The organism is Kribbella sp. NPDC026611, from assembly GCF_040638345.1.
Taxonomy (GTDB): domain Bacteria; phylum Actinomycetota; class Actinomycetes; order Propionibacteriales; family Kribbellaceae; genus Kribbella.
Map to the genome: position 1 here is coordinate 365,069 of NZ_JBEZYC010000003.1, position 11,942 is coordinate 377,010.

Consider the following 11,942-nt stretch of genomic DNA (forward strand, 5'->3'; position numbering starts at 1 on the left):
TTTCGGTTGGGTCTCGATCCCGGCGCATCGGTGCCCTCGCACTTCCGTGCCATCACCGGCTGTGCTGGAGGGTGTACAAACTGTGCATCTCCATCGTGAGGCCGATGAGGAGGAGAGCCCGATGCGACCGGTCCCGCCGTGTGCCGCCGCCGCTCGTACCGGTGCTGCCGTCCCCAGCCCCCGGGCATCTTTGCAGGGATGCCGTGGTGCGCTGTCCCCCTCCGGTCTCCGAGGGCGTCCGGGTCCTTCCGGCCCCGGACGCCCTCACCGGTCCGTCCCCACACCTGCTGCGCGCACCTGCCGGCGTACGCAGCATCTCTGGGGACGGACTCGAGGTGCGATGACCGCCGCCCTGGTCATCGTGCCGGCCGGTCTGTTGCGAGTGACGTCCGTCTCCGCCCGAAGCGGACGCGTCGCCGGATCGGGTGTGGTGAGGCCCCGGAGGGTGCCGGTTGGTGATCCGTGGATGGTGAGGCTGTCCACGGCGAGCGGTGCCACGATGTTGCGTGTCGTGCCGACCGCCCGGCTCGCCCCGGCCACCAGGCATCTTCTGGGGTCCCACCGATAACCTCGACAACACTGGTCACGCCGCGGGTGGGCGACGTCACGTCAACCTTCGCCCGGGCGTCGGCGTCGTACCGTTGATTTGACCCCGATTTGACCTTCTGGAAGGCGTTTTGGCCGCGGCTGGCTGTCAAATGTATATTCCGGATAACGATCGGCGAGGGACGACCCTGGTGTTGCGGACGCGATGTCGTACGGCGTTTGGTTGCCGTCCGTACGTCGTTGCTCACTAAGGAGGACCACTGTGTCGTCGGCATGGAAGCCGATCCGCTACTCTGCTTCCCGGTCTGCGTGGCCCCGTCACGGTGGATCCAATTTCCGGCAGAGAGAGGCATTGCCTGAATGAACGCGACTAGCGTCGACGAGGAGTTCAACCCGTCGGTGCACGTGTACGAACCCCACAAGGTCGGCCTGCCGGCCATGCGCCCCTACTTCAAGGCGTTGTGGCAGCGGCGGGAGTTCGCGGCGGAGATGTCCCGGACGAACATCCGGGCGGCCAACACGAACACCTTCTTCGGCCAGGTGTGGCTCGTTCTGAACCCATTGCTGCTGGCGGCGGTCTACTACCTGCTGGTGGACATCATCGGCGGCGGTGGCTCGAAGGTGGACGCAGGCATGCGGTTCGCCCACATGTGCGGCGGCCTGTTCGTCTTCTACTACTTCTCCGGTGCGATGACGGCCGGAGCGGCCAGCGTGGTCGGTGGCGGCAAGCTACTGATGAACCAGTCGTTCCCCCGGATGCTGTTGCCGTTGTCGGCGGTCCGGACGGCGTTCTTCCGGTTCCTGCCGACACTGGTCGTCTACCTCGCGATCCACCTGCTGATGGGGCTGTCGCTGCGCTGGCAGATGCTGCTGGCGCCGGCATTCCTGGTCATGCTCACGGTCTTCGCGGCCGGGATGGGGATGATCTTCGCCGCCCTGCAGGTGTACTTCCGCGACACCACGAGCTTCCTGCCGTACTTCACCCGGATCTGGCTGTACATGTCCCCGGTGCTGTGGTTCGCCGAGTTCGCGCCGGCGAAGTTCAAGGGCTTCATCCAGTACAACCCGCTCTACCCGCTGATCGGCGGCTGGACCGACCTGCTGGTCAAGGGCAAGATCCCGAACATCGAGATGTGGATCGGCGGCGCGTTCTGGGCCGTCCTGGCCTTCGTGATCGGCTCGTTGTTCTTCATGTCGAGGGAGCGTGAGTTCGTTGTCCGTCTCTGACACCGAGAAGAAGCCGATGCAGAAGAGCCCGTCGGACGTACCGGCCGTCAAGGTGCAGGACGTCTCCATCACCTACCGGACCACGTTCGAGCGGGTGCCGACGTTCAAGAGCGCGATCGTCCGGTTCGGCCGCGGCGAGCGCGCGATCCGCGAGGTCAAGGCCGTCCAGAACGTGTCCTTCGACGTCAACCACGGCACCACGATCGGCATCATCGGTGCGAACGGCGCCGGCAAGTCGACGCTGATGCGCGCGGTGGCCGGCATCCTGCCGCCGACCTCGGGCCGGATCGAGGTGCACGGCCGGGTCTCCACCCTGCTGTCGCTGGGCGTCGGCTTCAACGCCGCGCTGTCCGGCAAGGAGAACGTTGTCCTCGGTGGTCTGGCGGCCGGACTCAGCCGCAAGGAGATCGAGGCGCGGTACGAGGAGATCGCGGACTTCGCCGAGCTCGGCGACTTCATGGAGATGCCGATGCGGACGTACTCGTCCGGCATGTTCAGCCGGCTCGCGTTCTCGGTCGCGGTGCACATGGACCCGGACATCCTGCTGATCGACGAGGCGCTGTCCGCCGGTGATGCGTCGTTCAAGACCAAGGCCGCGGCGAAGATGTCCGAGCTGGTCACCAACAGCCGGACGATGTTCCTGGTCAGCCACGCGATGAGCAGCGTCCGGGAGATGTGCAACGACTGCATCTGGCTGCACAAGGGCAAGCTGATGATGCGTGGCGAGCCCAACGAAGTGATCACGGCCTACACGAAGTTCCTGCAGGTCGGCGAAGCAGAAGCTGTCTCACTCGAGGACCTCTGACCGATGTCACGCAGCACGGCGCCGGACGTGGGGATCATCACGACCGGTCACGACGTGGCCGATGCGCGCCTGCACAAGATCACCGCGGCGCTGCAGCACCGCGACCTCAGTGTCGAGCTGTGGGGTCTCGGTGACGCCGACGGTGGCCCGTCGGGTGCGGTAGTGCACGCCGGCCCCCGCGGCAACATGGTCCAGCGGCTGGCCCGGACCGTCGTGCTGCCGTGGCGGACCAACGCCAAGGTGGTGATGACGGTCGACCCGGACATGATCCCGGTCACCCGCCTCGTCACCACCCTGCGGCGACGCAAGATGGTCGCCGACGTCCACGAGGACTACACCCGGCTGCTGGCCGACCGCGCCTGGGCCAAGGGCCCGGCCGGGCTGCCGGCCCGGATGATCGTCCGGTCCGCCTCCAAGCTGGCCGCCGGTGCCGACCTCACCGTCGTCGCCGACTCGCACCTGGCACCGCACCAGGCCAAGCGCCGCCTGGTCGTGCAGAACCTGCCCTACCTCCCGTTCCTGGCCCCGGTGCCGCCGTCCGGGGCGCCCCGCGCCGTGTACGTCGGTGACCTCCGGGCCAGCCGGGGACTGTTCGACATGGTCGAGACCGTCGCCGCGGCGCCGGACTGGTCTCTCGACCTCGTCGGCCCGGTCGCACCGTCGGACCGGGACGCACTGGAAGCCCGGATCGAGCGGCCCGACCTGAGCGGCCGGGTCCGCCTGCACGGGCGGCAGCCACCGGCCGAGTCCTGGCAGCTCACCAAGGGCGCCTGGGCCAGCCTGGCGATGCTGCAGCCGACACCGGCGTTCGTGGAAGCGATGCCGTCCAAGATCTACGAGTACCTCGCCAGCGGTCTTCCCGTGCTGTCCACCCGGCTGCCCCGGCAGTCGAAGGTGATCGAGGAGTCCGGTGGCGGAGTCCTGGTGGACTCGGTGGCGGAGGCGGCCGAGACGCTGCGGCGCTGGTCCGCGGATCCCGGTGAGCTGGAGAAGCTGCGCGACCACGCGCTGCAGTGGGCGGATGGCCATCTGCCTGCGACACCGTACGACGAACTGGCCGACGCGATTCTCGATCTGTTAAGAGGAAGTGGATGACCGACCGCCCACACATGCTGTACGTCGCCTGGGGCTACCCGCCCTGCCGAGGAGGCGGCGTCTACCGGGCCCTGGCCACGGCCAACCGGTTCGCCGCGCTCGGCTGGAAGGTGACCGTGCTGACGGCCGACCGCGAGACCTTCCACCGGTTCACCGGTGCCGACCTGACGCTGGAGGAGCGGATCGACCCGTCGATCGAGGTCGTCCGGGTCCCGTTCGAGTGGCCGATCCTGGAGGCCGACCTGCGCCGCTGGTCCAAGCGGCGGGCGGCCAACCCGAAGGTCTGGGCCAAGTGGCGCACCAAGCAGGACCAGATCCCGTTCCCGGAGACCGGCTACGGTCCCTGGCGCTCGGTGATCGAGAAGGCCGCGGAGCGGATCCACAAGGCGCACAAGGTCGACCTGACGGTCGCCACCGCGAACCCGCACGTCGCGTTCACCGCGGCGTACCACCTGCACAAGAAGTTCCAGGTGCCGTACGTGATGGACTACCGCGACGCCTGGCTGCTGGATGTCTTCACCGGTGACCGGCTGCACGAGCCGAACAGCCGGGCCGCGCGCTGGGAGAAGAAGCTGGTCGAGTCGGCCCGCGAGGTCTGGTTCGTGAACGACCCGATCAAGGACTGGCACGAGAAGCTCTACCCGGCCCAGGCCGGCAAGATGCACACCGTCGCCAACGGCTTCGACCCCGACCTGGTGCCGGACACCCAGAACCGCGGCGCGGTCACCGACCGCCCGCTCGTCTTCGGGTACGTCGGCACCGTCTCGCCGAAGGTGCCGCTCAAGGAGTTCGTCGAGGGCTGGAAGCTGGCCAAGGAGCAGTCGCCGGAGCTCGAGGGCGCCCGCGCCAAGATCTACGGCTACCTCGGGTACTACGCGCAGCCGCGGGCGGACATGCTCGCGACGATCAACAGCGCGGCCGAGGCCGGCGTCAGCTACGAGGGCCCGGTCGGCAAGGCCGAGATCGCCAAGGCGTACGACGAGTTCGACGCCCAGCTGCTGATGCTGGGCAAGGGCCGGTACGTGACGAGCGGCAAGGTGTTCGAGTACCTGGCCACCGGTCTGCCGGTCGTCTCGGTGCACGACCCGGAGAACGCGGCGTCCGACGTACTGCGTGGGCATCCGCTCTGGTTCCCGGTCGCCGAGGTCACGCCGGAGGCGATCGCGGCGGCGCTGATCGAGGCGGCGCACGGGGCCCGTACGGCCGATGAGGGGATCCGGGCGAAGGCCCGCGAGTTCGGCGCGTCGTACCGGCGGGACCTGCAGCTGGACCCGCGGATCGAGTCGCTGGCCGCGTCGGTGAAGGCGGTGGCGGCATGAGCAACGTCGTCCTGCTGTCGACGCGGAAGCTCCCGCCGACGTACTTCGACCAGGTCCGCGAGGACCTCGGCGACCCGGACATCACCATCGACGTGGTCGGCTGGGTCGCGCCGTCCGCGTGGGTGGCCGACAAGGTCAACACCTTCACGCTGATCGGCCCGGGCCGGATGCCGGCCGCGCCGGAGCCCGAGCCGGCGGAGGAGCCGGTCGGCGAGCCGACCGACGAGGCGCCGGACGCCGTTATCGCGCCGGAAGCCGTCGCCGAGCCGGAGACCGTCGTTGCCGACGACGCCACCGGAGCTCCGGCTGCCGCACAGGTCGCGGACGCCGGGCCGGCAGCGGAAGCCGACACCGCAGCCGATCCCGGAGCAGCAGCCGACGCCGCAGCCGCGCCTGCAGGCCAGCCGGCCGCTGCAGCCAAGCCTGCTGCGAAGCCGCGGCCGACCGGTGCCAAGCGGGTCGTCAAGGCCGTCGAGTGGCGGGCCCGGAAGGCCCGCAAGGTGGCCGGAAAGATGTTGCCAAAGGCAATCAAGACCTCGGCGCCGGTGAAGTTCCTGCGTGGTCATCGGGCGACCAGCGACCTCGGCAAGAACTACTGGAACCGGGTGCTGTCCCGGCGCGACGTGCTGGCCACGATCGAGCAGGCCGACGTCGTGGTGGCGCTGGACGCCGGCGCGATCTGGGCCGGCTGGAACCTGGGCCAGCGCCGGGCGAGCACGCCGGTCGTGCTCGGCCTGCCCGCCGCGCGCCGCGAGCTGGACATGATGAAGGTACATGGGTGACAAGACGGCCGTGACGATGCGCGAGCACCTGCCGGCGCCGTTGGCCCGGACCGCGGGAGCGGTCCGGCGGCGCCTGCGCGGCTTGCGGTACTCGTACGCGCAGCTGCCGGCGTTCCCGCCGGCAGCGACCACCCCGGTGCGGGTGCTGGTCGGCCCGACCAACTCCGCCGGTCAGGGCCACGCCTGGGCACGGGCGGCCAGGACGATCGACGGGGTGTCTGCCGACTCGTTCGCGCTGCACCGCAAGGGACAGTTCCAGTTCCGGAACGACTACGGCGTACCGCTGGCCTGGTTCGGTCAGCCGCGCTGGCAGCGCGCCCAGCGCGAGCACATCCTGAAGAGCTACTCCCACGTCCTGGTGGAGTCGCTGCGGCCGGTCCTCGGCGCCCGCGGCTACCCGGACGCCGAGGCCGACATCAACGACCTGCGTGACCAGGGCATCAACGTCGCCCTGCTGTTCCACGGCTCCGACATCCGCCTGCCCAGCCGGCACGCGAAGCGCGAGCCGTGGTCGCCGTTCACCCCCGGTGACGAGCTGACCGACCGGCTGGAGAAGCAGGCCCGCCGGCACGCCGAACTGGTCGAGTCGCTGCAGCTGCCGGTCTTCGTCTCCACGGTCGACCTGCTGGAAGACGTGCCGGACGCGCAGTGGCTCCCGGTCGCGATCGATCCGGCACCGTGGGCAGCAGCCGCGCGGTCGCTGTTCTCGCACGAGAAGCCGGTCGTCGCGCACGTACCGTCGAACGCGGCGCTCAAGGGCACCGCGGACATCGACGCCGTGCTGACCGGGCTGAACGCGAGCGGCCGGATCGAGTACCGGCGGATCACCGGCGTACCGCACGAGCGGATGGCGAGCGTGATCGGCGACGCCGACATCGTTGTCGACCAACTCCGGATCGGGCTGTACGGCGTGGCCGCCGCGGAAGCGCTGGCCGCCGGGCGGATCGTGGTTTCGTACGTCGGTGACGGCGTGCGCCACCGGGTGCGTAGTCTGACTAGGCGAGAGGTACCGATCGTGGAGGCGGACCCCGGCACGCTGGGTGACGCCGTCCTCGGTTTGATCGCTGATCGTGACGCAGCCGCCGAGCAGGCGGCGCAGGGCCCCGGGTTCGTCGCCGCGTTGCACGACGGACGCCGGTCGGCCGAAGTACTGAGGAACTGGCTTATTTCGAAGGAGATCTTGTGACGTCCCGCATCGCGCCGTCCGCCGACGTCGACGACAGCGCCCAGATCGGCGACGGCTCGTCGGTCTGGCACCTGGCCCAGATCCGTGAGAACGCGGTTCTCGGCAAGAACTGCATCATCGGCCGCGGCGCCTACGTCGGTACCGGCGTGACGATGGGTGACAACTGCAAGGTCCAGAACTACGCGCTGGTGTACGAGCCCGCGACGCTCGAGGACGGTGTCTTCATCGGTCCCGCCGTGGTGCTCACCAACGACTACTTCCCGCGCGCGGTGAACCCGGACGGGTCGCCGAAGAGCGGGCACGACTGGGAAATGGTCGGGGTGACCCTGAAGGAGGGCTGCTCGCTCGGTGCGCGCAGCGTCTGCGTGGCGCCGGTGACCATCGGTCGCTGGGCCACCGTCGCCGCGGGTGCGGTGGTCACCAAGGACGTGCCAGACTTCGCGCTGGTCGTCGGGGTTCCGGCCCGCCGGATCAGGTGGGTCGGCAAGGCCGGGGTCCCGTTGCTCGACGTCGGGAACGGCGAGTGGAAGTGCCCGAACACGGGCGAGATGTACATCGAAACCGACGGACGGCTGCGGCCGGCCGAAGAAACTCAGGAGGAGAACTGATGGTGCAGCCGATTCCGGCCGCGAAGCCGATCATCGGGAAGGAGGAGCGCGAGGCCGTCGACCGGGTGATGCAGTCCGGCATGCTGGCCCAGGGCCCCGAGGTGGCGGCGTTCGAGCAGGAGTTCGGCGCAGCGCTGGTCTCCGGCCGGGCGTGCGTCGCGACCAACTCCGGGACGTCGGGCCTGCACCTCGGCCTGCTGGCCGCGGGGGTCGGTCCGGGTGACGAGGTCATCGTCCCGTCCTTCACCTTCGCCGCGACCGCGAACAGCGTCGCGCTGACCGGCGCGACCCCGGTCTTCGTCGACATCGAGCCGACGTACTTCTGCCTGGACCCGGCCGCGGTCGAGGCCGCGATCACCGAGAAGACCAAGGCCGTCATGCCGGTGCACCTGTTCGGTCACCCGGCCAACATGACCGCCCTGCAGGCGATCGCCGACAAGCACGGCATCAAGATCTTCGAGGACGCCGCGCAGGCGCACGGCGCGACCTGGAACGGCGCGCCGGTCGGCACCTTCGGCGAGTTCGCGATGTTCAGCCTGTACCCGACCAAGAACATGACGTCCGGTGAGGGCGGTATGAACTCGGTCGCGAACGCCGACCTCGAGCGCCGGATGCGGCTGTTCCGCAACCAGGGCATGCTCAAGCAGTACGAGAACGAGGTCGTCGGCCTGAACAACCGGATGACCGACCTGCACGCCGCCATCGGCCGCGTGCAGCTGACCAAGGTCGGCGGCTGGACCAAGCAGCGGCAGGAGAACGCGGCCTTCCTGGACGCGAACCTGACCGGTGTCGCCGTCCCGGCGGTGGCCGCCGAGGCGAGCCACGTGTACCACCAGTACACGATCCGGGTGACCGAGGACCGCGACGGCTTCGCGAACGCGCTGCGCACGGAGTACGGCGTCGGCTGCGGCGTGTACTACCCGATCCCGAACCACCGGCTCCCGTCGTTCCAGCGCGAGCTGGACCTGCCGGAGACCGAGAAGGCCGCGGCCGAGGTGCTCTCGCTGCCGGTCCACCCCTCGCTGTCCGAGGACGACCTGAACCGGATCGTGGCCGCGGTGAACACCGTGGCGAAGGCTGGTGCGTGAACCATGGCAAACCTGAAGGCAGGCCTGATCGGCCTCGGCATGATGGGCCGCCACCACGCGCGCGTGCTGGCCTCCCTCGACGGCGTCGACCTGGTCGCCGTCGCCGACCCGGGTGGTGACAAGTTCGGCGTCGCCGGCGGTCGCCCGGTGCACGAGAACATCGAGCAGTTGATTGCCGAAGGCATCGACTACTGCATGGTCGCGGTGCCGACCCAGTACCACGCGGAGATCGCCAAGGCGCTGGCCGAGGCCGGTGTGCACGCGATGATCGAGAAGCCGCTGGCCGGTTCGTCGGCCGAGGCCACCGAGATCGCCAAGGCGTTCGAGGCGGCCGGTGTGGTCGGCGCGGTCGGTCACATCGAGCGGTACAACCCGTCGCTGCAGGCGCTCCGGGTGCGGCTGGAGAACGGCGAGCTGGGCGAGATCTACCAGATCACCACCCGCCGTCAGGGCCCGTTCCCGGCCCGGATCGCCGACGTCGGCGTGGTGCTCGACCTGGCCACCCACGACATCGACCTGACCGCGTGGGTGACCCAGTCGCCGTTCGCGACCGTGGCCGCGCAGAGCGCGCACAAGTCCGGCCGGCAGTACGAGGACCTGATCGCGGTCACCGGCAAGCTGGCCAACGGCACCGTCACCAGCCACCTGGTCAACTGGCTGTCCCCGATGAAGGAGCGGCTCACCGTCGTCACCGGTGAGAAGGGCGCGTTCATCGCCGACACCCTGACGGCCGACCTGTCCTTCCACGCCAACGGCACCGTGGCCACCGCCTGGGACGACGTCGCGCACTTCCGCGGTGTCAGCGAGGGTGACATGATCCGGTACGCGATCAGCAAGCCGGAGCCGCTGCGCACCGAGCACGAGGCCTTCCGCGACGCGGTGCTCGGCAAGGAGGCGGACATCGTCACGCTGCAGCAGGGTCTGACCACCGTCAAGGTGGCCGAGGCCGTCATCCAGTCGGCTGCCGAGGACCGCACGATCACGATCGCCGGGGAGTCCGCGTAGTCATGAAGGTTCTGAGTGTCGTCGGCGCCCGGCCGCAGTTCGTGAAGCTGGCGCCGGTGGCGGAAGCGTTTGCCGCCGCGCAGGAGCACGGGCACCAGCACGTGATCGTGCACACCGGCCAGCACTACGACAAGAACATGTCCGACGTGTTCTTCGCCGACCTGCGCATCCCGGACCCGGACGTTCACCTGGGCGTCGGGTCCGGCAGCCACGGGGTCCAGACCGGCGCGATGCTGGCCGCGATGGACGCCGTACTGGACGAGCACAAGCCGGACTGGGTGCTGGTGTACGGCGACACCAACTCGACGCTGGCCGGTGCGCTGTCGGCGGTGAAGATGCACCTACCGGTGGCGCACCTGGAGGCCGGTCTGCGCTCCTTCAACCGGCTGATGCCGGAGGAGCACAACCGGGTGCTCACCGACCACGCGGCGGACCTGCTGCTCGCGCCGACCCAGGTGGCCATGGACCACCTGGCGAACGAGGGCCTGACGGACAAGTCGCGCCTGGTCGGCGACGTGATGACCGACGTATGCTTCCGGGTCCGCGACGCGGTGCAGGACAAGCCGCTGGACCTGCCCTTCGCCCGCGGTGAGTACGTCGTCTCCACCATCCACCGGGCCGAGAACACCGACGACCCGGAGCGGCTGGCCGCGATCGTCGACGGCCTGGACAACACCGGGCAGCCGGTGCTGCTGCTGGCGCACCCGCGGCTGGTCGCGAAGTGCGCGGAGCACGGCATCAAGCTGGAGCGCCCGGACGGTTCGCTGCACGTCCGGGAGCCGCTGGCCTACCCGGAGATGGTCGCGGCCGTGCTCGGCTCGGCCGGTGTGGTGACCGACTCCGGGGGCCTGCAGAAGGAGGCCTTCCTGCTCGGGCGGGTGTGCACGACGCTGCGCACCGAGACCGAGTGGGTGGAGACGCTGGAGGCCGGCTGGAACGTGCTGACATCCGACGTGAGTAAGCTGCCGGAGTTGGCCGCCCGGCCTGCTCCCACGGGGGACCGCCCAATGCCCTATGGTGACGGCCACGCTGCTGAGCGTGTCGTCGCCACACTTGCGGAGTAACCACATGACGAAGGCCGCCGAAGAGAACCAGACGCAGTCGCCGGACGCCCCGGCGGCTGATGCGGCGACCCCGCCGCCCGGCGCGCCGGTCAGTGCCTTCCCGGGGGAGTCCGGCGCACCGCCGAGCTCCCCCAGCAAGAGGTTGCCACGAGTCGAGTCGCTCACCGGTCTGCGTTGGTGGGCGGCCTTCTTCGTGTTCTGCCACCACATGACGAACCTGGCGCCGCTGCCGATCTTCGACTTCCTGAAGTACGGCACCTCCGGCGTCACGTTCTTCTTCGTGCTCTCCGGCTTCGTGCTCACCTGGTCGGCCCAGCCGGGCACCAAGATCCGGACCTTCTACCGGCGCCGGTTCGCCCGGATCTTCCCGCTGTACTTCCTCACCCTGGTGGCGGCGTTCTTCGTCTTCTACCGGGTCGACCCGCCGGCCGGGATGTCCTGGATCAAGCCGATCTCGATCACCGTGCTGGTGCTCTCGGCGTTGCTGCTGCACGGCTGGTCGAACAACCCGACCATCCTGTACGGCGGTAACCCGGCGGGCTGGACGCTGTCGGTCGAGGCGTTCTTCTACGCGTACTTCCCGTTCGTCTGGCGGGCCACGCAGCGGCTGAAGACGGCCGGCGGCCTGATCCTCTGCGTGTCGGTGATCGTGCTCGGCGGTGCGTACCGGCTGGCGCTGTTCCACTACAAGGCCGACGTACCCGTGCTGCCGCAACCGGTGCTGCACTCGGTCGCGTTCCTGTTCGGGATCGGCCTGGCGATCGCGCTGCGGTCCGGCTGGAAGCCGCGGATCCCGGTCTGGTTCGCGTTCCTGGTCACCGGCGGCGGCCTGTACGTGCTCTGGTACTCCGGTTCGCACCCCGCGAACTTCCCGGGCGCGGTCACCATGGGCCTGTGCCAGAAGGAGATCCTCACGCTGCTGTACGGCTTCCTGATCCTGGCGGTCGCGGCCCGCGACGTCCGCGGTGGCCGGTCGGTACTGCGCAGCAAGCCGCTGGTCGCGCTGGGCCAGTGGTCGTACGCGTTCTACCTGGTCCACGCGACCATCCTGTACGCGATCAAGGAGTACCACGGCATCGCCGGCCCGATCGGCTGGTCCAACCTGACCTGGTACGCCGGCGTCCTGGTCATCTCGATCTTCGCCTCGTGGCTGCTCTACAAGTTCGTCGAGCACCCGCTGGAACGGAAGCTCCGAGGCCCCCGATGAAGAATCACTA

The 11,942-nt window shown here is 69.2% G+C and carries 11 protein-coding genes; all 11 read left to right on the forward strand.

Annotated elements, in window-relative coordinates; genetic code table 11:
* Positions 1-906 precede the first annotated feature (906 nt).
* Genes AB0E69_RS13650 through AB0E69_RS13700 form a run of 11 tightly spaced genes read left to right on the forward strand, consistent with a single transcriptional unit; the run spans position 907 to position 11,932 of the window.
* Entirely contained in the window at positions 907-1,773 is an 867-nt protein-coding gene (locus tag AB0E69_RS13650) for an ABC transporter permease (protein ID WP_360143909.1), read from the forward strand.
* Complete coding sequence (locus tag AB0E69_RS13655; RefSeq protein WP_360143912.1) at positions 1,760-2,578, forward strand: ABC transporter ATP-binding protein; 819 nt, start codon at positions 1,760-1,762, stop codon at positions 2,576-2,578. The genes AB0E69_RS13650 and AB0E69_RS13655 overlap by 14 nt, the downstream gene beginning before the upstream one ends.
* 3 nt (positions 2,579-2,581) lie before the next feature.
* A complete protein-coding gene (locus AB0E69_RS13660) occupies positions 2,582-3,673 on the forward strand; it encodes a glycosyltransferase (RefSeq protein WP_360143915.1) in 1,092 nt (363 codons plus the stop codon).
* Entirely contained in the window at positions 3,670-4,992 is a 1,323-nt protein-coding gene (locus tag AB0E69_RS13665; protein WP_360143918.1) for a glycosyltransferase, read from the forward strand. Before AB0E69_RS13660 ends, AB0E69_RS13665 begins: the two co-directional genes overlap by 4 nt.
* Positions 4,989-5,774 (forward strand): hypothetical protein, encoded by a 786-nt coding sequence (locus AB0E69_RS13670; protein WP_360143921.1) that lies wholly within the window; start codon positions 4,989-4,991, stop codon positions 5,772-5,774. Before AB0E69_RS13665 ends, AB0E69_RS13670 begins: the two co-directional genes overlap by 4 nt.
* Complete coding sequence (locus tag AB0E69_RS13675) at positions 5,767-6,960, forward strand: hypothetical protein (protein WP_360143924.1); 1,194 nt, start codon at positions 5,767-5,769, stop codon at positions 6,958-6,960. Before AB0E69_RS13670 ends, AB0E69_RS13675 begins: the two co-directional genes overlap by 8 nt.
* Positions 6,933-7,568, forward strand: coding sequence for an acyltransferase (locus AB0E69_RS13680; protein WP_360145910.1), 636 nt, complete (start codon positions 6,933-6,935; stop codon positions 7,566-7,568). The genes AB0E69_RS13675 and AB0E69_RS13680 overlap by 28 nt, the downstream gene beginning before the upstream one ends.
* Complete coding sequence (locus AB0E69_RS13685; RefSeq protein WP_360145913.1) at positions 7,565-8,656, forward strand: DegT/DnrJ/EryC1/StrS family aminotransferase; 1,092 nt, start codon at positions 7,565-7,567, stop codon at positions 8,654-8,656. Before AB0E69_RS13680 ends, AB0E69_RS13685 begins: the two co-directional genes overlap by 4 nt.
* Before the next feature lie 3 nt (positions 8,657-8,659).
* Positions 8,660-9,661, forward strand: coding sequence for a Gfo/Idh/MocA family oxidoreductase (locus AB0E69_RS13690; protein WP_360143927.1), 1,002 nt, complete (start codon positions 8,660-8,662; stop codon positions 9,659-9,661).
* A gap of 2 nt (positions 9,662-9,663) precedes the next feature.
* Positions 9,664-10,725 carry a UDP-N-acetylglucosamine 2-epimerase (non-hydrolyzing) gene (wecB, locus tag AB0E69_RS13695; protein WP_360143930.1) on the forward strand — a complete coding sequence of 354 codons (1,062 nt, stop codon included), beginning with the start codon at positions 9,664-9,666 and terminating at the stop codon, positions 10,723-10,725.
* A gap of 4 nt (positions 10,726-10,729) precedes the next feature.
* Positions 10,730-11,932: an acyltransferase gene (locus AB0E69_RS13700; RefSeq protein ID WP_360143933.1), complete on the forward strand. Its 1,203-nt coding sequence runs from the start codon at positions 10,730-10,732 to the stop codon at positions 11,930-11,932.
* The last annotated feature ends 10 nt before the right edge of the window (positions 11,933-11,942 follow it).

Bases quoted from the DNA above. Each gene is read 5' to 3' on its own strand.
- AB0E69_RS13650 (WP_360143909.1), top strand. From the start codon at position 907: ATGAACGCGACTAGCGTCGACGAGGAGTTCAACCCGTCGGTGCACGTG.
- AB0E69_RS13660 (WP_360143915.1), top strand. From the start codon at position 2,582: ATGTCACGCAGCACGGCGCCGGACGTGGGGATCATCACGACCGGTCAC.
- AB0E69_RS13665 (WP_360143918.1), top strand. From the start codon at position 3,670: ATGACCGACCGCCCACACATGCTGTACGTCGCCTGGGGCTACCCGCCC.
- AB0E69_RS13670 (WP_360143921.1), top strand. From the start codon at position 4,989: ATGAGCAACGTCGTCCTGCTGTCGACGCGGAAGCTCCCGCCGACGTAC.
- AB0E69_RS13675 (WP_360143924.1), top strand. From the start codon at position 5,767: ATGGGTGACAAGACGGCCGTGACGATGCGCGAGCACCTGCCGGCGCCG.
- AB0E69_RS13690 (WP_360143927.1), top strand. From the start codon at position 8,660: ATGGCAAACCTGAAGGCAGGCCTGATCGGCCTCGGCATGATGGGCCGC.
- wecB (WP_360143930.1), top strand. From the start codon at position 9,664: ATGAAGGTTCTGAGTGTCGTCGGCGCCCGGCCGCAGTTCGTGAAGCTG.
- AB0E69_RS13700 (WP_360143933.1), top strand. From the start codon at position 10,730: ATGACGAAGGCCGCCGAAGAGAACCAGACGCAGTCGCCGGACGCCCCG.